Consider the following 22618-nt stretch of genomic DNA (forward strand, 5'->3'; position numbering starts at 1 on the left):
ATTTCCGGGTTACATCAATACAACATCAAATTGATCGGGTGAATATAAACTTTCAACTTGCAAGCGAATGGGTTTATCAATATCCACTTCTAGCTCGGCCAAGCTACTGGCTTCCTCATCCAATAAACAATCCACCACTTCTTGATTAGCCAGCACGAGAAACTTTTGTACATCATAGGCACGCGATGCTCGACTGATTTCTCGGAATATTTCGTAACAAATCGTGACCGGTGTTTTAACAAAGCCTCGGCCATTACATTGCTGGCAGGGTTCACACATCAAACGTTCAAGGCTTTCGCGTGAACGCTTACGCGTCATTTCAACCAGACCCAAAGTTGACACTTCGGAAATAGAGGTTTTGACATGGTCGCGCTCAACAGCTTTTTCCAGCGTTCTTAGCACTTGTCGTTTATGCTCTTCATCTTGCATATCAATAAAGTCGACAATAATAATACCACCAAGGTTACGCAGGCGTAGCTGACGCGCTAAAGCCGTCGCTGCTTCAAGATTGGTTCGGAAGATCGTTTCTTCCAGATTCTTATGACCAATAAAAGCACCGGTGTTGACATCAACTGTAGTCATGGCTTCTGTTTGATCAATAATTAAATAACCACCCGACTTTAAGGGTACTTTTCGCTCCAATGCTTTTTTGATTTCTTCTTCAATATTGTAAAGATCAAAAATTGGACGTTCGCCTTCATAATGCTCTATTCGATTTTTAATTTCGGGCAAGAACTCCATGACAAAATTTTGTATGCGCTTAAAGCTTTGTTGGTTATCCACACGCACGCGCTCAATATCATCTTCAATAATGTCACGCATGATCCTAAGTTCTAACGCCAAATCTTCGTGAATCAGTTGTGGCGCTTTAGTGGTCTTTGCCTTCTCACTGATCCCGCTCCACAGCTTCGATAAAAACTTCACATCACGATCGAGCTCAATGTCACTTGCACCCTCAGCCGCCGTGCGAATGATATAACCCGTTTCACCGCCGAAGTCCGTATCAGCTAATAAATCTTTTAGTCGTGTCCGCTCATCTAAATCTTCGATTCGTTGTGAAACGCCTACATGAGGATTGTCTGGCATCAACACCAGGAATCGGGAAGGGATAGTAATATGCGTGGTTAAACGAGCGCCTTTACTGCCGATGGGATCTTTAATGACCTGAACAATGATCTTCTGTCCTTCGTGCAGCAAGGCTGCAATATCGGCTTCGTTTGCGTCCTGTTTGTCGAGAAGTTCCGAGCCTTCAACCGCCTGCTTTTCTTCATCATTCTTAATGGCAATAATATCAGCCACATGCAAAAAAGCGGCACGGTCATGGCCTATATCAACAAAGGCAGCCTGCATGCCAGGCATCACACGACGTACAATACCTTTATAGATATTGCCGACAATGCCACGATTGGTGGTTCGTTCAAGATGCACTTCCTGCAAGACACCATTTTCCACTAACGCAACACGCGTTTCCTGGGGGGTGACATTAATTAAAATTTCATCACGCATGATTTTAACGACCTCCTGCTTCAGGTAAGAGCTGAGGTGAAAGCTGGGGTGAGAGCAAATGCCTGATCTGCATCTGATCTAACAGAATTCTGGTTTCATACAATGGTAACCCAACAATCCCGCTGTAACTACCATTGATGCCATTAACAAAGCTACCAGCAATGCCCTGAATCGCGTATGAACCAGCTTTGCCTAATGGCTCTTTGGTAGCGCAGTAGGCATCTATAGTTTGTTCAGTTAACTGGCTGAAAGTCACATCGCTTTTTGACACTTGCCAGATCGTTTTATCCTGATAGCAAAGACTGACACCACTAAAAACCTGATGGGTGTGCCCCGATAATTGCTTGAGCATCGATTTTGCTTCATTCAGGTCCGTAGGCTTGCCGAGAAACTGACCGTTTAATACCACAATCGTATCAGCACCGAGAACAGGTAGGGATTTATTCGGATCACAAAAAGGTTGCGCAGAGCGCGCTTTGCCAATCGCTAGTCGTGTCACATAATCTTCAGCTGACTCATCGCCCAGTGGCGTTTCATCAAAATCGTTAGCCACTTGAATAAATGACACACCCAACTGAGTTAATAATTCTTTACGGCGCGGCGAAGCAGAAGCCAGGTAAATTTGCTCAAACATCAAGCCCCCTTAAACAATGTGCTTAGACCACACGAAAATAACGACGAATATCACGCAATAGAACAAACAGCCAAGGCCACAGCAACCCATTAGTCAAAGTTGCAATCCAGTACCAACTATCACTTTCAGGCTTGCCAGTCAGTCTCGCCAGCCATAAAACAATAGCAAAATATATAACGCTCAAAAGAACCATAGTAAGAGCCTGCTTCCAGAGCGGGAACAAACGCAGTCTCTGATGATTAAGTTGCAGAATAAAGGTCAGGAAAGCCAGCGCAAAACTGTGTAAGCCCAGCGTCGTACCCAACAAGGCATCAAGCGCTAAACCGGTAATAAATGCCCACAACAAACCAATTCGATGCGGCAGCGCAATTACCCAATAACTAAATATCAAAAAGGTAAAGCTGGGTCTAAATGACTGCCAGGTTTCTGGCAACGGAAAGATATCCAGAAGCATGCCAATGATCAGGCTCAGGATAATGATCCAGGTTCCGTGTTTAACTTCATTCTTCATCGTCTTCATGCCACTATTTCTCCGATGACTCTAATGGGTTGTCGTCAACGGCATCAATGGTTGGCTCGTAAGGCCATAACAACAGAACATGATTGGCGGTATTAATATTAGCGGTTGGTTCAGCCATAATCTCCGCATAAGGCAGAGCAGATTGTTTAGTCACTGAAATTACTTTGGCAACGGGATAACCATCGGGGAACTTCTCGCCCAAACCTGAGCTTAATAACAGATCCCCTTCGCGGATGTCAGTGGTATTCGGCAGATGTCGAAGGAACAGTAATTGCCCATCGCCTTGTGCGATGGCGCGAACCCCATTGCGATCATTTCGGATTGGTATGGCATGCTTCTGATCGTTTAACAAAATCATTCGACTGGTGGTCAAGGACACTTCAACGATCTGCCCCATGACTCCTTCAGAATCCACCACCGGCTGACCAACAAACACTTCGTCTGCAGACCCCTTGTTTAACAACAGCTCGTTAGAGAAACGCTGGCTATCAATATTCAAAACTTCCGCAATTAAGCGTTTACCGCGAAAAGAACGCGACGAACCTAATAAGGAACGCAAACGAGCATTTTCAGACTCAAGGCCAATCAAGCGCTGGTTTTGCGCCTTCAAGATCAAAACCTCATCTTTAAGCTGACGGTTCTGGTCAATCAGGTCATTACGACTGACAATATTGTTATCTGCCCAGGCAGCAATCTCATTGGGTAAATTAGCGAGATAATACAAAGGCGAGAGAAAGGTAGCAGTCGCTTTACGCGCGCTGGTTAAATAGCCATAGCGATAGTCCAAAACCATCAAGACGCACGCAAGCAACAGCGTAATAATCAGCTGCAAGACTAACGATGGTCCCCGCGTAAATAGGTTCTTAATAACTGGACTCCTGAAGCAGATACAAAAATCGGGCCTGTAAGTGCCCGATTTTCGTCAATATTTCTTTAAAAATCAATCGTATGAGAACAAATCACCGCCATGCTCATCGATTGTTTCAAGAACTTTACCACCACCACGAGCAACACAGGTCAATGGATCTTCGGCGACAATCACCGGCAAACCGGTTTCTTCCATCAACAAGCGATCAATATCGCGAATCAAGGCACCACCGCCCGTTAATACCATACCACGCTCAGAAATATCTGCAGCTAGCTCTGGAGGCGATTGCTCCAATACTGTTTTCACCGCACGCACAATGCCGTGCAATGGGTTTTGTAATGCTTCTAATACTTCGTTGCTGTTAATGGTAAAGCTTCTTGGAATACCTTCAGCAAGATTACGACCGCGAACGTCTAATTCACGAACTTCAGTACCCGGATAAGCAGTACCAATTTCATGTTTAATGCGCTCAGCCGTTGCTTCACCAATAATAGTGCCATAGTTACGGCGAATGTATTCGATGATAGCTTCATCAAAGCGGTCACCACCAATACGTACTGAATCCGAATAAACCACTCCGTTCAATGACAGAATCGCAATCTCAGTAGTACCACCACCGATATCGACCACCATAGAACCACGAGCTTCACCCACTGGCAAACCTGCACCAACAGCAGCTGCTACCGGCTCTTCAATCAAGAATACATCACGCGCACCAGCACCTAAGGCTGATTCTTTAATCGCACGACGCTCAACTTGAGTTGAACCACAAGGAACACAAATAAGAACTCGAGGGCTTGGACGGAAGAAGGTGTTGTCATGAACTTTGCGAATAAAGTGCTGAAGCATCTTTTCAGTCACTTCAAAATCCGCAATCACACCATCTTTCAAAGGACGGATGGCAACGATATTGCCCGGTGTACGACCCAACATGCGCTTAGCAGCTTCACCAACTGCCGCAATTGATTTTGCCCCGCCAGCACGTTCCTGACGAATCGCAACCACAGAAGGCTCGTTCAAAACGATGCCCTGGTCACGGACGTAAATCAAAGTGTTGGCAGTCCCCAAATCAATCGACAAGTCGGTTGAAAATAAACCACGTAATTTATTAAACATCTAAGGAAATTTCTCGTTAATTTCAAATATAAGGATGATTATAGGATTCAGGCTCTGGTTATTGCCGCAACAAGATAGAGCCAAGCTGTGCTATTTGAATTGGCTCAAACGCCAGTAATAGCAAGGCTTATATGCTTTTTTACCCAATCGGGCTACTCTAACAATACTGACCTGTGTGAGCAAGCTAAAAACCTATTGCTTCACATATTTTTGTGAAGCGGTAATGGCTTTTAGCTGGAATGATAGTAATGCGCATAAAATCCCCATATAAACAGACACTTCCTAAGGGGTTTGGTTCAACAGCACAGCATCCATATTCTTTATCATTATTAGTCGTAATTTTAGCCCTTTGAACATAAGCCCAAGGTCACTCGATCCAGTCCCGCATAATCTTTGACGGTTTCGATTTGTTCATAACCTGCCTGCTGCAAAATCTCGCGAACGGCTGCACCTTGATCAAAACCATGCTCAAACAATAAATGCCCGCCTGGCTTTAAATGCCCGGTTGTCTGTTGAGTGATTTCTCGAATGTCGGACAGACCTTTATCTTCGGCAACTAAGGCAGTTACTGGTTCATAGACCAAATCGGCCAAATGTGGGTCATTGGGAGCTACATAGGGAGGATTACTAACGATCATATCAAGCAAACCATGTTGCCACTCGCTGAGCCAACTAGCCTGCTCAAAGGCAACATTATCAATCTGGTTACTTTCAGCATTAGCCTGGGCAACTTTTAAAGCAGGCTCACTCATATCCAAAGCCCACACTGTCGCCTGTGGTCGTTCGCTGGCTATCGCCAGAGCGATGGCTCCACTGCCCGTTCCTAAATCTGCAATGGTGTACATCTGATCTGACGGAATTCTTTGTAGCGCTAGCTCGACTAACAGTTCAGTTTCAGGGCGCGGAATCAAGGTATCGCGAGTCACTTTAAAAGTCAGTGACCAGAATTCTTGTTCACCAATGATATAAGCAGTCGGCTCACCTTGGCGGCGGCGACTGATAAAATCTTCGAAACGGGAAGCCTGATCTTCGGAAAGGATATACTCTGGCCAGGTTTTCAGCCAGGTACGATTTTTGTCGATGGCGTGAGCCAATAAAATCTCAGCATCTAGCGCAGCCTCATCCATTGCTTCGAGTTGCTGCCTGGCCCAGAGCAGGGCCTGGGCAACGCTTAGCGCTTTCATTGCAGTTATGAACTTTGCCCTGACAGCGCCGCCAACTGATCAGCCTGATGCTCTTGAATAAGCGGGCCAACGATCTGATCGATATCGCCTTCCATGATTTCGTCAAGTTTATACAAGGTCAGATTAATACGATGATCGGTCATGCGACCTTGCGGGAAGTTATAAGTACGAATGCGATCCGAACGATCACCAGTACCCACCAGATTACGTCGCATTTCAGTCTGTTCCGACTGAGCTTTGGCCTGTTCGGCAGCGTTCAATCGAGCTTGCAGTACCGACATCGCTTTGGCTTTGTTTTTGTGCTGCGAACGCTCGTCCTGACACTCGACCACAACTCCGGTAGGCAAGTGAGTAATACGAATCGCCGAGTCAGTTTTGTTGACGTGCTGACCACCCGCACCGGAGGCGCGGAAGGTATCAATTTTCAAATCAGCCGAATTAATTTCAATCGCATCCAATTCATCCGCTTCCGGCATCACTGCGACGGTACAGGCTGAAGTATGAATACGACCTTGTGATTCTGTTTCCGGAACCCGTTGCACACGATGCGCGCCGGATTCAAATTTCAAATGCGAATAAACGCTATCGCCACTAATGCGCACAATGATTTCTTTATAGCCACCATGTTCGCCATCGCTCTGGCTGATCACCTCAACCTGCCAGCGCTTTTTCTCGGCATATTTACTGTACATACGGAACAAATCACCAGCAAAAATTGCCGCTTCATCGCCACCGGTTCCAGCACGAATTTCAAGGAAGGTATTTTTGTCGTCATTCGGATCGCGTGGTAGCAACAGTTTTTGCATTTCCACTTCCAGCTTTTCGATCTGCGCTTTGGCCTCTTTCATCTCTTCCTGCGCCATCTCACGCATATCAGGATCATCATCCTTCAACATATCTTCCGCTGCACTGAGGCTCTCTTCCGCTTCTTCATAGCGTTGAAAGGTATTCACCACTTCTTCCAGTTGCGAGTATTCTTTTGACAGATCGCGGAATTTATTTTGATCGCCAATCACATCCGGATCGCCTAACAAAGCACTAATTTCTTCGTGGCGATCGACCAGACCTTGTAATTTTTCAATGATTGAATCTTGTAACATATAAACCTTGTTATTGTATGCTGTCGCCTGAAATGTTCAGGCTCAATCGATAGTTAATGATCATCATCCAAATCGAACAACTTTCGGATCACCTCATGGGTATCCACTTCGTCGTCCTCATTGCGCAACCAGACTAATGGCTGGTGCAAAAACTTTTTCGTTAAGCGATGCGTCAGCTGCTCCATCACCTGCTCAGGATCGCCATCATTGGCAAGTTGCGCTTTAGCACGCTGCAATTCATTCTGTGCAACGTCTGAATATTTTTGCTGCAACTCACGAACCGTATCGTGTTTTTGTCGACCCAGTTGCCACTGACGAAATTCATCGCTAAAATTTTGCAAAATATGCTCGGCTTGCTCGGCAGCCTGTTGTCGCGCCTGCATATTTTCCTGAATCACACCCTCTAAGTCATCAACCGTGTAAAGGTAAACATCATCCAGCTTGCCCACTGAGCTTTCAATATCACGTGGCACTGCCAAGTCGACCATGAACATGCTTCGACGGCGACGCTCTTTAACCGCCTGCTCAACCATGCCTTTACCAATAATCGGCAACATACTGCCAGTTGATGAAATCACGATATCCGCCTGCGATAAATAATGTGGAATCGCTTCCAGGCCAATCGCCTTACCTTCGAATTCTTTTGCCAGTTTCTGAGCATTGGCCAGCGTGCGGTTAGCCATGATCATCTTACCAACGCCCTGCTGCTGCAAATGGCGTGCGGCCAACTCAATGGTTTCGCCAGCGCCAACGTACATCACCGTCAGCTTAGAAAAATCTGCGAAAACGTGTTTCGCTAAACTAACCGCCGCATAGGCAACCGACACTGGATTGGTTCCGATATCGGTTTCATGACGAACACGCTTAGCCGCCGAAAAAGTCTTCTGGAACAAACGTTCCATGACCTGATTAATAGTACCGGCACGACGCGCTTTTTGATAACTGGCTTTGAGCTGGCCTAAAATTTGCGGCTCGCCAAGGACCATCGAATCCAGACCGCTGGCAACGCGCATCAGGTGCAACACTGCCTTATCTTCATCGTGACAATAAATCGCCGAGTGCAAATCTTCATTCAACTGTTTTTTGACCTGTAGCCAATGCAGCAACTGTTCTCTTAGCTGTTCTGGAGTTTGATCATCGCTGGACACATAAAATTCGACTCGATTACAGGTCGATAACACCGCTACTTCGCATTGATGCAGGGCTTCCGCCAACTCAGCCATGATTTCGCCCAATTCATGATCGGCGAACGCGACTTTTTCGCGCACAGCTAAGGAGGCAGTTTTATGGTTAATTCCTAATGCAATCAATGACATAGATAAGAAACGGTTGATTTGTTGCAGCCCAGCCTAAAAATAACGAGAAATCAAAGGCTTATAATTGGCGCGAATTATAACACTGAGCCGTCATGTCCGCTAATCGAAAAAGTCAGTTATGTTGATAAGAATTTACTTAATATGACAAATTATTCCTACCTCTTGTTATAAAGAGATTGTAGGATTGAAGGATGAATAAGCGTTTTTATATCCTTCTTATACAATGGCTCGCCACCCTGCTCCTGTTAGCCGCCTGTTCCAGCAAGCAGCCCATGGTAGCGGAAAATGATCTGGAACCGGCCCACGACCACGCGACCTATCCTGATATTTCCCATATGTCAGCGGATCAGCGTAGCCAACTGTATTTCAGTATTCTGCTGGCTAATATTGCTTCTCAACAGAACCTTGAGGATATTGCGCAAAGCAACTTTCTAGACTCAGCCGAGCGCACCGGCAGTATTGCTTTGGCTCGTCGCGCAGCAGTTGCCGCTCTGGAAAAACACAACTATCAGCAGGTCAATTACGCATTAAGCATCTGGCTCAAACATTCGCCAGAGGATCCCGATGCCCATAAAGTCAAAATGCTGACCGCGGTCGCAACAGAAGACTATGCAACCGCCAATGACGAGTTACACCTGCTACTAAAGTTATTACCGCCCTCTATGGATGAACAACTTTACCAACTGACACAGGTCACCAGCTATCAGGACAATGCTGACTTCATTCACTACTTCAATCAAGAATCTGAGCGCCTCAATCATCCCGTGCTAAAAGCACTTGAGGCCTATCTTTTACTTAACAGCCACAACCCACAGTTTTATCAAGCCCGTATCCATCGACTGCTGGATGGGGTGTTATCAGAAAATAATAAATTCCTGACAGCCATCGAGTTGAAGGGTGAAGCCCTGGCGATAGAGTCGAATGAGCAACGCGCTGACTATTTGATGAGCGTGGTAGAAAGTAAGCGCCTCAACAGTAAACAAACCTTTGAGCTGGGCGAACTACTGTATACCCAGAAAAATTACAGCGGCGCGATACTGGCTTTTCAGCAAGTATTGCGCAAAGAACCAAAAAATTATCAGGCCCAATTCTTAATGGCTGGCAGCCAATATGCGTTGGAAGCTTACCAAGAAAGTTCGGATAACTTCTGGCAACTTGCGCGTAAAAACTTCAAAAAAGACATAACAAGCTATTACTGCGCCGATTCAGCATTACGTAACAAGGATCCGGTTCGTGCGATCAGCTGTTATGAAATGGTGCCTCCGGGTAACTACTTTTATACTGCCCGTACTCGTCTGGCGCACCTGCTGCATGAACAGGGCAACTGGCAATATGCCATGAAAAGCCTGCAACAGGCCCAGCAAATGGTCAGCTTGCAGGAAAAACAGCGCCTGCTGCAATTTGAGATCAGCTTTTTAACCCAGATTCAGCAATACGAACTGGCGGCAGAGCGCATCGAAAGTGCTTTGCAGGTCGAACCCAATAAAACCTCTCTCTATTACCAGAAGCTACAACTGCTTAATCAGGTGCAGTCAGTCGAGGAAATGATTGACTCAATCAACCAACTTCGCGCCCAGGCTGACAGCGATCAACTGCACAAAGAGATCACCATCATTGGCGCAGGCATGTTACAAGCTCGCGATAGCCACCTGTCAGCTTATATGATGCTCGAAAAAGAAGCCGCACGCTTCCCGGATGATCTCGACCTGCTGTACGTCAAGGCACTGGCCGGCGAGCCCTTAGGCTACTTCCAACAGATGGAACAGGACCTGCGCACCATATTATCCCTTCAGCCGGATCACCATGACGCCATGAATGCACTGGGCTATACCCTGGCTGATATGAACCGCTCTCTGGACGAAGCCCAGCGTTTAGTGGAAGCCGCTTATCAGCATGATCCCGAAAACAGCGCCGTTCTAGACTCTATGGGCTGGGTACAATACCGACTCGGCAACCTGCAAAAAGCCCTTGAATTCCTGCAAATGGCCTACCAAAAGCAGCCATTACCCGAAGTAGCCGCTCATTTAGGCGAAGTTTTATGGGTCATGAACGAAAAGGAAAAAGCCACAGAAATCTGGCAAAGGGCTCTAAACCAGAATCCGAATAACCCCTATTTGATGGAAGTCCTGCAACGTTTCCCTGAAGCCCAAAACGCCGGGTAATAAAAGCCCACAAAAATATAACCTGCACATTCAAACCTAAGTTCCCAAAGATGCAAGCCGCCCTAAAAACAGGCATAATCTCGCCCATTGGAACTGAATAGAACTCCTTCAGTCCTATCTGTTTAACGGTCTACTGAATGTCAACACTACAAGAATGAGAGCCATTGAATGAGTTTATCTCTGCGCACACTATTAATCAGTTTCGCTTTATTACTGACCGCTTGCGAAACCCTGCCCGAAAAACAGGACACCACCGTCTGGGATGACCCGCTGTGGCAAAAGCAGTATCAGGCTTTGAAGACCATCAAAGGTTTCACTACTCAGGGACGCATCGGCATCAGCCAGCCCGATGACAGTTTCTCAAGCAGCATAATGTGGAAGCAGCAATCGCGCGACACCTTAACCATTCGCATGTACGGCACCTTTGGCACTACCTACGCGCTGCTCGATATCACGCCGCAACTAACCACACTTAAAACCGGTGATGAGCAACACTTTGAAGGCTACAACGCCGAACAGCTTCTATATGATGTGCTCGGCTGGAACTTACCCATCCATTATTTGCAGGACTGGGTACTGGGTTTACCCACCGGCATCCATCGCGACGATCTCAAAATCAACGTCGATGGCACCTTGCAGGAATTGAACTATCAGGACTATCAGGTGCTATTCCAAAAATACGACAGCCACCCCTGGCAACATGGTCACACCATATCCCTGCCGCAAAAAATCAGAATCACGCAAGGCGAAAACAAAATCATATTGTCACTACGCAGCTGGGATCTGACCTTATGAGTTTCACCGTTGCAACCGGCAGTCTCGATGATCAGGGCTACAGCTATTGGCCCTCGCCAGCCAAACTCAATTTAGAACTTCGCGTACTGGGCCAACGCCCGGACGGCTATCACGAACTGCAAACCCTGTTTCAATTATTAGACTTCGGCGACGACCTCTGGATTAAACCGAACAATACTGGCGAGCTGACCTTAGACAGCGACTACAACGAAGTGCCCAGCGAGCAGAACCTGGTCATTAAAGCCGCTCGAATCTTGCAGCCCTTTTGCAAGGACTCAGCCAAACAGCGCTGCGGCGCGGATATCAAACTGACCAAGCGATTGCCATCCGGGGCCGGTCTTGGTGGCGGTAGCTCCAATGCGGCGACCACCTTAGTTGCCCTCAATCATCTCTGGGATTTACATCTCGATCAGCAGCAATTAATTGATCTTGGCCGCCAATTAGGTGCCGACGTTCCGGTTTTCGTTAATGGTCATAGCGCCTGGGCAGAAGGGATTGGCGAACTTTTAACCAACACCGACATCCCCGAAAAGTGGTATCTCATTGTCTATCCAAACGTTCATGTGAACACCGGCAAAATTTTTTCACATTCAGCGTTGACAAGAAACGACAAACCCATTAAATTACGCGCCACTCGCGAAGGGAGTTTGCCTGAAGTTGGTTACAACGCCATGCAAACACTGGTTCTCGAACTTTATCCGGAGATAAAAGAAGCCTTTGGGCATCTGTCTCAATACGGAAAAGTGATGCTAACCGGAACCGGAAGTTGTCTCTTCTTAACCTTTGACAACGAGCGAGAAGTCCGTAAAATAGCCGCTCTGTGCAAGCAGCGCTGGCTAACTTTAGAAGCTAGAGGTATCAACGCCTCCCCGCTGATAAAGTAAAAAATTGCAGGGGTATCGCCAAGCGGTAAGGCAGCGGCTTTTGATGCCGCCATTCGTTGGTTCAAATCCAGCTACCCCTGCCACTTTCTCTTCCCAGTTTTTTCTGCTTGCTGTAACTTTTGGGGCTAATGTTACAGGGCTTTTCGATGTCTGATTTAATGCTTTTCAGTGGTAATGCCACACCCGATCTCGCCAAACGAATTTCTAATTATTTAAACGTGCCACTTGGTAAAGCGCATACCGAACGCTTTAGCGATGGCGAATGCAGCGTCGAAATTTTGGAAAATGTTCGTGGTAAAGACGTTTTCATAATTCAATCTACTTGCGCACCGACTAACGACAACCTGATGGAACTCATCATCATGGCCGACGCACTGAAACGTGCATCCGCCAAGCGTATCACCGCAGTAATTCCTTACTATGGTTACGCCCGTCAAGATCGTCGCGTACGTTCAGCGCGAGTTCCAATCAGCGCCAAAGTCGTCGCCGACATGATCAGCGGCGTAGGTTTCGACCGAGTACTCACCGTCGACCTACACGCAGACCAGATTCAAGGCTTCTTCAATATTCCAGTAGACAACGTCTACGCCACTCCAGTACTTCTCGAACACATCCAATCCAATATCGCAGGCCAAAACCTGATGGTTGTTTCGCCAGACGTTGGCGGTGTGGTTCGTGCACGCGCTATCGCAAAACGCCTCGACGACGCCGACTTATCTATTATCGATAAACGTCGCCCACGCGCTAACGAAGTCAGCGTCATGAACATCATCGGTGATGTATCAGGACGTGATTGCGTGATTGTTGATGATATGGTCGATACCGCCGGTACTCTCTGCCAGGCAGCACAAGCGTTGAAAGACCACGGTGCCAAAAGCGTTTTCGCTTATGCCACCCACGCAGTCCTATCCGGCAACGCCATCAACAACATCAACGGCTCAAGCCTAGACCGCCTGGTCGTCACCAACACTGTCCCGCTATCGAAAGAAGCGCAGGAATGTGACCGCATAGAAATCCTCGACCTGGCACCACTTATGGGCGAATCGATTCGACGCGTCAACACCGAAGAATCCATCTCCACCATGTTTCTAGACTAAGATTCTCGGTTCAGCAACATCCTAAAAGCAGGCCTCGCGCCTGCTTTTTTATTGCCTGATTTTTCTGTACGGACAAGAGCCGCCCCATTGAGTACTCATGAGTTGCCCCTACTCCCCGCCTCTACAAGCTTGTCATTCCAAACTAGATTTGGAATCTGCTCTTCCTCTCAAATGGCACTGGATCGCGCGGTCGAGCCGCGGGGTGACAAACATGTTGAGCCCTTTATAGGATGGGTTAGCAAAGCGTAACCCATCAAACCCCTCCCCCATGTAACACTATCCCCAATAAATCCACATTTCCCCTAGCTTCTGCCACCCTTGCTGTTGTATAATTTCGCACCATTTTTGGGCCTGCACGGTCAAATTGACCCCAGACCAAAAATTCATGCCTGTCTTTGGTCGCGAAGTACAGGTTTATACTAACCCTCAACTTGTGGAGTATCACAATGAGCGATTTTACTTTTAACGCTGAATTGCGTAGCGATATGGGGAAAGGTGCGAGCCGCCGCCTACGTCGTGAAGCAGATCTAATCCCTGCTATCGTGTACGGTGGTAAGGAAGAACCTAAATCTATTTCTTTAAATCACAACCAGATCATCAATATGCTTGATGAAGAAGCAGTTTATTCTTCAATCATCAAATTGGATATCGCTGGTTCTGTTGAAGAAGTCGTGATCAAGGACATTCAGCGTCACCCTTTTAAACCAAAAGTTCTACACATGGATCTTAAGCGCATCGTTCGTGGCGAAATCATGAACGCGACGGTTCCATTGCACTTCCTTAATGAGAAATCAGCTCCTGGCGTTAAAGCTGGCGGTATCGTTTCTCACCAGGTCACTAGCGTAGAAGTAGCGTGTCGTCCACGTAACCTACCTGAGTACATCGAAGTTGACCTAGGCTCGTTGGAAATCGGCGAAACTATCCACATGTCTGATCTTGTATTGCCAGAAGGTGTTGAACTAACAGAACTTCAAGGCGAAGAGCATGACTTGTCTATAGCTAACATCGTTCGTCCAAGTGGCCCATCTGAAGATGAAGAAGCTGAAGCAGAAGCGGAAGCGGCTGATGAAGCAGCAGCAGAAGTTCCAGCATCTGCACAGAAAGGCGATGACGAAGGCGAAGACAAAGAATAATTCTTTGACTGCTTAGCGAAATCGGCCTTTTCTGGCTATGATAAGACCTCGAAATCCTTTTTAAGGGCAACCATTTCGGGGTCTTTTCTTTAAAGCCCTTTTAATAAATCTTAACTTTGGGGAAATTGCGCAGTGTCCAGCATCAAGTTAATTGTCGGTCTGGCTAACCCAGGCACACAATACGATGGCACCCGCCACAATGCCGGAGCTTGGTATGTGGAGGAACTCGCACGCGCCTATTCGATTCCGCTCAAAGTTGAAAGCAAATTCCACGGTTTGTTCGGTAAAGGATTCATCGATGGCCACGAGGTCATGCTGCTCATCCCAACCACCTTTATGAACCTTAGCGGCAAAGCCATTCAGGCAGTCGCCAACTTCTATAAAGTCGAACCGGAACAGATTTTAGTCGCCCACGATGAGCTGGATATCGATCCCGGCACATTGAAACTGAAAAAAGGCGGTGGCCATGGCGGCCACAATGGTCTGCGCGACACCATCAGCAGCCTTGGTAACAATAAAGAATTCATGCGCTTACGAGTCGGCATTGGCCATCCAGGCCACAAAAGCCAGGTCACCGGCTACGTGCTCAGTAAGCCCAGTCCGGAAGACCGCAACGCCATCATCCTCGCGATTGATGAAGCGGTACGCGAAACCGGCACCCTTTTGAATGGCGACTGGGATAAAGCCGTGCATCGTCTGCACAGCGTCACCCCACCCGCCAGTTAACACGCAACACAACTCAAAGAGATTGACGTCATGGCATTAAATTGCGGTATTGTAGGACTTCCAAACGTTGGTAAATCAACACTGTTTAACGCATTGACTGATGCGGGCATTGATGCAGCTAACTACCCATTCTGCACCATCGAACCGAACACCGGTGTGGTACCGATTCCTGATCCACGCCTTGATGCCCTGACTAAAATCGTTAATCCGCAGCGCGTTTTACCCGCAACGATGGAATTCGTCGACATCGCCGGTCTGGTTGCAGGCGCGTCGAAAGGCGAAGGCCTCGGCAACAAATTCCTCGCCAACATCCGCGAAACGCACGCCATTGCCCACGTGGTTCGCTGCTTTGCCAACGACGACGTGGTCCACGTTGCCGGCAAGGTTGATCCTATCGCTGATATCGAAACCATTAACACCGAGTTAGCGCTGGCTGACCTGGAAGCCGTCGAAAAGCGTATTCTGAAAACCGCCAAAATCGTTAAAAGCGGTGACAAAGACGCCAAAGCAGAACTGGCCATCTTAGAAAAAGCCAAAGCCTGCCTCGACGAAGGTAACGCTCTGCGCTCTCTGGACCTGGATAAAGATGAGCAAAAGATCATGCGTAAGTTCCAGCTCATCACCAACAAGCCAACCATGTATATCGCCAACGTCAGCGAAGATGGATTTGAAAACAACCCATTGCTGGACAAGGTGCGTGAGTTTGCTGCGACCGAACATGCCCAAGTAGTACCAATCTGCGCTTCCATCGAATCTGAAATCGCCGCCCTCGACGACGAAGACAAAGCAGACTTCCTCGCCGACCTCGGACAGGACGAGCCAGGCCTTAACCGCGTCATCCGCGCCGGTTACAGCCTACTTAACCTACAAACCTACTTCACGGCTGGCGTTAAAGAAGTTCGCGCATGGCAGGTCAAAATCGGCGCCACAGCACCACAGGCCGCCGGCGTTATCCACACCGACTTCGAAAAAGGCTTTATCCGCGCCGAAGTCGTCGCCTATGACGACTTCATCGCAGGTAATGGTGAAGCAGGCGCCAAAGAAGCCGGTAAATGGCGACTGGAAGGCAAAGAGTATATCGTCCAAGATGGCGACGTCATGCACTTCCGATTCAACGTTTAAGGCAGGGATTTTTTCGACAGAACTACAGGCGCTATTTTCGGAAGACTTTTTAAAGACAAAGGCTTGACAAGAAGCCCCCAAATCACGAAAATACGCGCCACTGAATTATGGCTATGTAGCTCAGCTGGTTAGAGCACAGCATTCATAATGCTGGGGTCGGTGGTTCAAGTCCACCCATAGCTACCATATATATCAAAGGGTTACGTCATTTTGGCGCAACCCTTTTTTATTGCCTGAAAAACGTAAGTCCACCGTAAGTCCAGCGTGGATGAATAAAAAGCCTTTTTTTTTACACTTATCTCTTCCCAAAACACCCAATAACAGGTTAGATAATATATTTTTGAACACCGTTAGCTAGGGAACGATATGAAATCAAAAAAATGGGACAATATGAGCCTTCTCAGAGTAGAGAAAGGCGCAGACTCTTTGCTAAGAATTTCAAATAATATGATGTTTGCATTCATAACGCTTTTTATATTCATACCTTTATTTAGCATTATGAGATTTTACTTTGAAGGGCCTCCTGCTGCTTCTGACACATTTATAGACTTCATAAAGAGACTGTCTATTTGGAGAGGAGTTGTTTTTCTTATATTTGAATTTGCAGGATTAGCACTAGCTGGGTATTTACAAGGGCGCGCACTTAGAATGTATGACTATATCGATAATAGAAGAAATAAATTGGAGAAACTGAAAGCTAAACGGAGGTAATAATGTGCGAATTAATGGAGCTATATGAAAAACCTGCTAAGAGACCCACAAAAGGGTTTATGGAATAATATGTCTACTTATTGAAATAAACACTTTTATCCTGAGAATATCCTTTCTATTTCCTCTTCTTCTGTCAATTCATCGCTACAGCTGTTTGTTTCAGGACTGTCTAGTACATCATCTTCATCACTATCGCTGGGATTGTTGTAAATAATAATAGATTCAAGATCAAGGAAAGAGAGAGCAGAATCAATTGATACTTTAGTATCATCAATACCAATTCCTCTTAAAAAGAATTCCAGATCAAAGGATACTTTAGACTGATCATAATCGTCCTCACTAAAGACATGGTCACAAAAACCTTCATGATAAACAATATCTGTTATATCCTGACATAGAATTTCATCAGCCCTCTCATGAAATTTCTCATCAATTTCCTCGTCATCAATTTCAGATATCAAGGTAGATATGTGTACGAAGTAATCAATACTATGAATAGTGTTTATAAGCGGAATAAAGGAATTTTTAACTTCCAAATAGTTATCAATAACATCTTTATCTTTAAGGTATTCTATACATTCAATGCAATTAAAAAAACACATGCTAGAGATATCCATTAAACCTTTCTCAAATGCATTTAATAAATAGATATCAACCAAATCCAGTTTTTGGTTATCGTCAGACGCTATATAGGTATAGAATAAATAAATAGTAAAGTCGTTTAGTTCATCAAATTGTTCATCTACATAGACTATAAGCTCCCTTAGAATAAAATTATAAACTGACTTATTAATATACTTATCATTGTAAAGTGATTTTAATGTCTTTATACAATTATAAGTACCTAGTAATTTAAAGTATTCAAGTAATGAAGCCGGGTCTTTAAAGTAGTTGTGGATGATGTAATCGTTTAATGAGGGATCGAAATGTCTATAAGTCACAACATTAAAAAAAGATATATTTCGAAGGAAGATTGAACCACTATACCTTCTAATGTAATTATCAAAAGGAGTTGAGACATCGCCTCTTAATTGATAATAAGTGTCAATAAATTTTCTTTCTGGAATGTGACCACCATTTAAGGAAACTGCTATACACAATTTGCAAGCCAATTTATCAATCTGGTTCTCAAGAACATGCTCCCATATCATTTCAGGATTAGTTAAGCTCTCGTCAACAAAATCTATATAATTATCAGCATCGTAATTTTTAACTCTTTCTTTAGCTGTGATAAAAGCTATGAGTCTTGGGTTAAAATTAGAATGCTGAATTACTTCTTTATACTTCTCGCCTACATAAAATTTCAATGTGTACGCTTCATCCAGCTTACTGTACCAAATATGGTTGTATAATATTTTAGCTTTTTCCAACTGTGATAGACTATCAATGTTAATTTGATATTCAAAATGCTTTGTTTCTGTAGCTGAAAGATATTGGGACGCTTGCTTACCGGAGTGGTATATATTACTTCTAGATGTAAGAATAAACCTCTTATTACTATATAATCTAACCCTTTCTATAAAATCCACTACTTTCGAGTCAGATTTATCATTAATTGCTTCTATATAATTACTACCTAAAAAATCATCGAAATAAAAAACTTGTTTACTATTAGGGTCAAAAATACTATCAGCATCCTCTATATTTGAAGTAATAATACACAATTCATAATTTTCTTTAACCAGATCTAGTGTAACTTGCTCTGCTAAAGTCGTTTTACCAACACCAGGACTTCCTGTTACGATTAGAACTTTTTCAGAGTTAACTATTTGTATTGCTTTACTATGATTATTAGTAGGTACATATAATTTTCTTTTTTCGTACACTCTTTTTAGGTAATCCTTACTTTTACTTTTAATTCCTGAATTTAAAACGCTATGCAATACGGCCGTACTGCAAATCCATAGTTTATAGTGAGCTTTTTCTACTTCAGGGTGCTTCCTCAATAATGTATTTAAATCATCAGACCCATAAATATCAGTTTCCGCAAGGCAACTTAATGAAAATTTTTCACATATGTTTTTTTTATTAGCAAGGCTTAATGGTAAAGATGTAACAAATATATATCTAGTCGGGTTTATTTTTTTAACTTTTTCTCGCTCTTCATTTTGAATTTTGGTCAAAAGTCTGCTTAGCCCTGACTTACTCCAGTGCTTACACTGAATGATAGCTTCATCATTCTTCTTAATTACAAATCTCCCATCTACACCTTTATCCTTGCCTGGCTTATATGTTTCGACATGACATTGAAATTCTGCGGCTAACAAGTCAGCAACTAACAATTCAAATTCATAGTCATTTATATTATTAAAATCGTATGACATATCTTATACTTCCGCTTCAATGTAACTATCCAAATAATCTACTATGCTATCTGGTATCAATTCATACTCAAGTGGATTTAATTGACATACAAAATCATTTTCTATGTGATATGTTTCATTAACAAACTTCATCAATACAGGATCAACTTGTTGAACTTCGAGAAGTCTAAACAATTGGAGTTTTTCAAAGTTTGACAATGTCTTTTTATACATTTCTATTACATATTTTGAATCTTTAATCTTTTTTAATATTTCGAAGTAATCAAAGCCGTCAAAATCTTCCATTGAATTTTCAATCTTATTTATTGCATTATTGATTTGCACTTCGGTCATATTATCTTCTTTTTCTAAAGATTTAATTGTTGGTTTATTCTTTTTGTGAACTAAAGATGACAATAGGTTATACTCTAAACCTTTATCATCTAGAATTTCAAAGTAACGTCTTAAATGAATACACTTTAATATATCTTCATTCGTGTTTGATATGTTTTCTTGACATATTTGGTAAAAAGTCTTTATATCATTTGGGCTTATTTCTGACTCTACCAACTTACCTTTCTTATTCCTAAGAAACTTCGCATTTGGTATAGGCTGAAATTTTCCTTTCAAGGTTTTAATAAGATCAATTACTGGTTCGAAATCGTGCGTCAAAAGGAGTACAGTTTTTCCTTGCAGCGTCCCTGATTTTTTAAATAGCCGCTCAAGAATCGCATATTTTTTTGTATTATCAAAAGAGGAGATAGGATCGTCTAAGATAAATAAATCACACCCCTCAGATATTGACTTATACATAAAAAGAACTAAAGAGAAAGCATTTTTCTCTCCAAAACTCAAATGTGATGCACCATTAACAATCACTCCATTCGCTTCTAAATGCTCCAGAACTAACTTATACTCTTCCCCCATCTGTTTAATTCTAACTCTATAGTTATATCCAGCCATTCGCATAAAGTCATTTATTTCATTTTCATTCTTTTCAATAGCTACCTTAAGCCTATTCTTTTGATCAGTTAACATCCCATCTAATTTATCAGATTGCTTACGAAGAGACTCAAGCTCAGATTCAATTGAGTAAATAATTTCTTTTGTCATGCCTGACTGTAAGTGATTTAAGGACTTATAATCTATCTGCATCCCATCCAAAGCATCTTTTATTTTTTTTGCATCAGATACACTATAAAATGATAATTTCTTAAGTCTTTCTAGCTTTTCTTTAAATATATCAATATTTGACTTTACAGATAAAATATATGCCTCATCTTCTTCTAATAACTTATCATTTTTATCTATAATTCTCGTTAAATTATTCCTAGTATCTTCACTAAAGTACCCACCAAGACTTTCAATAGCTTTAGCCACCTTGTTTAAATGTTCGATAACTTTAGGTTCGTACTCTTCTTCTACTTTTTTAATAAATTCCTTTTCATCTGTTATTTCATTTGTACAGTAAGGACATTTATTTTTTAAAAATTCTCCTCCAGCTATCTGCCAGCTTATCCAGTGATTGTTGTTTTCTCCCTCTATGAACTCTCTATATACCTCAAGAGCCTTTGGTATATTTTTGACCTTATTTGCATCTTTTACTGCCTTATATCCACTACAGTTTTTAGAGATGCCACTTTTTGTGGTTTTGAAACAATTTGATATTTCATTTAGATCCTCAATTACTTTTTCATATTTCTCATCTTCAAATATTTTCGCAACACCTTTTAATTCTTCATGTAACATACCTATCTTTTCATCATATTTTTTATCTTTTATAAAGATGTCAAAACTTCCATCTACAAGCTCTTCCTCTTTGAACAATACACTGTTAATGAACTCATCATTAAAAACACTCACTTTTTTTATTTCTTCTAACCCCTCAACTGATGATGCTTTATTCTCACTGTTAAACGGCTTTAGTTTTTTTAATTCGCCCTTGTCTTCAACAGAATATAGGATTGCCTTAGCTATTGTAGTTTTGCCTGTGCCATTAATTCCAAATCTAATATTCAACTTATTTTGATCTATTGAAATTTCAGCTTCGTCTATATTGTTGCAGTTTTTTAATTTTATTTTCATTGCACACCTCTGCTCTTATTAATCTTCCATTTTTCATCCATTTCTGCAAATGTATACTACGTCACATTTCTTTACAACCGCTCATTTAATGCAAGATTGCATTGTTGCACTCTATACTCATGCAACTCTGCAACTTATTCCAAGTTACCTTTAGCTTTAAGATATTGCATCTTCCTACTTACAGTCGATTTATTAACTCCTAATTCATCTGCTATCTCCGATTGGTTTAGTCCTTCATCTTTTAACTTTAGGATTTTCTTACCAATGGAATCTTCAATCTTCTCCCAATTCCATTGATAACCATTCTCTTCATCAATATTTAAGCTTACCTCTAACGGCTCTGCATCTTCACCACTAAAGCCCCTAGCCTTTTCAAAATGTACTTCGAATCTTGCGCCATCTTTTGCTTTATAGTCTGATGGGTGCTTTAACGCTATTACCGTATCTAGCGTATCCTCTCGTTTGCTTGTTCCTCTCTGATTCCCGCCTTTTCCTGCATGATGTACAAAAAGTACAGATTTACCTTCAGCTCTTAATCTTAAAGCCCACGCCTGAGTAGTTAACCAGCTTTCAGCTTCATTCTCGTTACCTGTTCTACATAGGGTAGAAATATTATCGACAATCACTAAATCCACATCTGTATAGTATTGCAAGAGGGCTTGTGATTTCGGGTCTGAGAGATCAGGCATAGCACCAGTTTGCTCATCTGGAGTCATAATAAGTAAGTTGTCACCAGGTATTAAGCCTGTTCTTTTCTGAATATCCTTCAGCCTTCCTTGTAAATCAGCAGATGGCATTTCTCCATCTATGTACAGCACTCTTAAGGAGAAGGGGGCTTTCCAGCCTAGAAACTCTCCCCCTGTTGCCACGGCTACAGCAACTTCTAATGCAAAGTGTGTTTTCCCTACTCCTCTAGGAGCATAAACCATTGCTAGCCCCTGCTTTGGCAACCAAGGCTTCAAAAGATGCTCTCTTGGTGGAATCTTCTTATTCAAGAATTGGCTTATGGGAGTTACTTTGAATGGTGGATTATTATCAAACTCCGCCTTTATCCAATTACCATCAAATCGGGGTTGTGATGCTTTATTACTCATCATAGCCTCCTTGTACTGTCTGTTTGTCCAAGAAGGCGGATAAGTCTTTACTTCTGTAGCGTATGTAACGCCCTACTTTAATGTATGGTAATGGATAGCGATTTTCGCAACGCCATACCGCTAAGGTGTGTTGAGTAACCCCTAAGATTTCTGAAACTTCTTTAGGGGTTAATAATGATTCTGATGAATTTTGATTCATAGTAAATGCTCCATGTGTTGTTTAATGTATGGAGCAGATACTAGGATTAACAGAAATGAAATG

20 protein-coding genes and 2 tRNA genes are annotated in these 22618 nt (G+C 43.5%); 10 read left to right on the plus strand and 12 right to left on the minus strand.

Annotated elements, in window-relative coordinates:
* Positions 1 to 9 precede the first annotated feature (9 nt).
* From rng to hemA, 8 genes are all read right to left on the minus strand, one after another.
* Complete coding sequence (gene rng, locus ACN0VI_RS11760) at positions 10 to 1506, minus strand: ribonuclease G (protein WP_417446928.1); 1497 nt, start codon at positions 1504 to 1506, stop codon at positions 10 to 12.
* Positions 1507 to 1510: 4 nt separating this feature from the next.
* Complete coding sequence (locus ACN0VI_RS11765) at positions 1511 to 2140, minus strand: Maf family protein (protein ID WP_417446929.1); 630 nt, start codon at positions 2138 to 2140, stop codon at positions 1511 to 1513.
* A gap of 22 nt (positions 2141 to 2162) precedes the next feature.
* Positions 2163 to 2660: a rod shape-determining protein MreD gene (gene mreD / locus ACN0VI_RS11770; RefSeq protein WP_417446930.1), complete on the minus strand. Its 498-nt coding sequence runs from the start codon at positions 2658 to 2660 to the stop codon at positions 2163 to 2165.
* 4 nt (positions 2661 to 2664) lie between these two features.
* Positions 2665 to 3549, minus strand: a complete 885-nt coding sequence (gene mreC, locus ACN0VI_RS11775) for a rod shape-determining protein MreC (protein ID WP_417447052.1) — start codon at positions 3547 to 3549, stop codon at positions 2665 to 2667.
* A gap of 51 nt (positions 3550 to 3600) precedes the next feature.
* Complete coding sequence (locus tag ACN0VI_RS11780) at positions 3601 to 4644, minus strand: rod shape-determining protein (RefSeq protein ID WP_018625301.1); 1044 nt, start codon at positions 4642 to 4644, stop codon at positions 3601 to 3603.
* 341 nt (positions 4645 to 4985) lie between these two features.
* Positions 4986 to 5828 carry a peptide chain release factor N(5)-glutamine methyltransferase gene (prmC, locus tag ACN0VI_RS11785; protein WP_417446931.1) on the minus strand — a complete coding sequence of 281 codons (843 nt, stop codon included), beginning with the start codon at positions 5826 to 5828 and terminating at the stop codon, positions 4986 to 4988.
* 5 nt (positions 5829 to 5833) lie between these two features.
* The gene (prfA, locus tag ACN0VI_RS11790; RefSeq protein ID WP_417446932.1) at positions 5834 to 6928 is read right to left on the minus strand and encodes a peptide chain release factor 1; all 1095 of its coding nucleotides are present in this window, start codon (positions 6926 to 6928) and stop codon (positions 5834 to 5836) included.
* 53 nt (positions 6929 to 6981) lie between these two features.
* A complete protein-coding gene (gene hemA, locus ACN0VI_RS11795) occupies positions 6982 to 8244 on the minus strand; it encodes a glutamyl-tRNA reductase (RefSeq protein WP_417446933.1) in 1263 nt (420 codons plus the stop codon).
* Between the two features lie 191 nt (positions 8245 to 8435).
* Between hemA and ACN0VI_RS11800 the strand changes: the two genes are divergently transcribed.
* From ACN0VI_RS11800 to ACN0VI_RS11845, 10 genes are all read left to right on the plus strand, one after another.
* Positions 8436 to 10406 carry a tetratricopeptide repeat protein gene (locus tag ACN0VI_RS11800; RefSeq protein ID WP_417446934.1) on the plus strand — a complete coding sequence of 657 codons (1971 nt, stop codon included), beginning with the start codon at positions 8436 to 8438 and terminating at the stop codon, positions 10404 to 10406.
* 168 nt (positions 10407 to 10574) lie between these two features.
* Positions 10575 to 11201: a lipoprotein insertase outer membrane protein LolB gene (lolB, locus tag ACN0VI_RS11805; protein WP_331891509.1), complete on the plus strand. Its 627-nt coding sequence runs from the start codon at positions 10575 to 10577 to the stop codon at positions 11199 to 11201.
* Entirely contained in the window at positions 11198 to 12085 is an 888-nt protein-coding gene (gene ispE, locus ACN0VI_RS11810; protein WP_417446935.1) for a 4-(cytidine 5'-diphospho)-2-C-methyl-D-erythritol kinase, read from the plus strand. The genes lolB and ispE overlap by 4 nt, the downstream gene beginning before the upstream one ends.
* Before the next feature lie 8 nt (positions 12086 to 12093).
* Positions 12094 to 12168 (plus strand) — tRNA-Gln (locus ACN0VI_RS11815).
* 63 nt (positions 12169 to 12231) lie between these two features.
* Entirely contained in the window at positions 12232 to 13182 is a 951-nt protein-coding gene (locus ACN0VI_RS11820; protein WP_331891511.1) for a ribose-phosphate pyrophosphokinase, read from the plus strand.
* A 446-nt stretch (positions 13183 to 13628) separates the two neighbouring features.
* Entirely contained in the window at positions 13629 to 14315 is a 687-nt protein-coding gene (locus ACN0VI_RS11825) for a 50S ribosomal protein L25/general stress protein Ctc (RefSeq protein WP_417446936.1), read from the plus strand.
* 132 nt (positions 14316 to 14447) lie between these two features.
* Complete coding sequence (gene pth, locus ACN0VI_RS11830; RefSeq protein WP_331891513.1) at positions 14448 to 15041, plus strand: aminoacyl-tRNA hydrolase; 594 nt, start codon at positions 14448 to 14450, stop codon at positions 15039 to 15041.
* Positions 15042 to 15071: 30 nt separating this feature from the next.
* A complete protein-coding gene (ychF, locus tag ACN0VI_RS11835) occupies positions 15072 to 16163 on the plus strand; it encodes a redox-regulated ATPase YchF (protein WP_417446937.1) in 1092 nt (363 codons plus the stop codon).
* A gap of 109 nt (positions 16164 to 16272) precedes the next feature.
* Positions 16273 to 16349, plus strand: a tRNA-Met gene (locus ACN0VI_RS11840).
* Positions 16350 to 16529: 180 nt separating this feature from the next.
* Complete coding sequence (locus ACN0VI_RS11845; RefSeq protein ID WP_417446938.1) at positions 16530 to 16874, plus strand: hypothetical protein; 345 nt, start codon at positions 16530 to 16532, stop codon at positions 16872 to 16874.
* A gap of 95 nt (positions 16875 to 16969) precedes the next feature.
* On the opposite strand, the gene ACN0VI_RS11850 is transcribed toward ACN0VI_RS11845, so the two are convergent.
* From ACN0VI_RS11850 to ACN0VI_RS11865, 4 genes are all read right to left on the minus strand, one after another.
* Complete coding sequence (locus ACN0VI_RS11850) at positions 16970 to 19198, minus strand: restriction endonuclease (protein ID WP_417446939.1); 2229 nt, start codon at positions 19196 to 19198, stop codon at positions 16970 to 16972.
* 3 nt (positions 19199 to 19201) lie between these two features.
* Complete coding sequence (locus ACN0VI_RS11855; RefSeq protein ID WP_417446940.1) at positions 19202 to 21262, minus strand: AAA family ATPase; 2061 nt, start codon at positions 21260 to 21262, stop codon at positions 19202 to 19204.
* A 134-nt stretch (positions 21263 to 21396) separates the two neighbouring features.
* Positions 21397 to 22356 (minus strand): AAA family ATPase, encoded by a 960-nt coding sequence (locus tag ACN0VI_RS11860; protein ID WP_417446941.1) that lies wholly within the window; start codon positions 22354 to 22356, stop codon positions 21397 to 21399.
* Entirely contained in the window at positions 22349 to 22555 is a 207-nt protein-coding gene (locus tag ACN0VI_RS11865) for a helix-turn-helix domain-containing protein (protein WP_417446942.1), read from the minus strand. Before ACN0VI_RS11865 ends, ACN0VI_RS11860 begins: the two co-directional genes overlap by 8 nt.
* Positions 22556 to 22618: the final 63 nt, after the last annotated feature.

The sequence above is a fragment of the Kangiella sp. genome (assembly GCF_048265365.1).
Classification (GTDB): domain Bacteria; phylum Pseudomonadota; class Gammaproteobacteria; order Enterobacterales; family Kangiellaceae; genus Kangiella.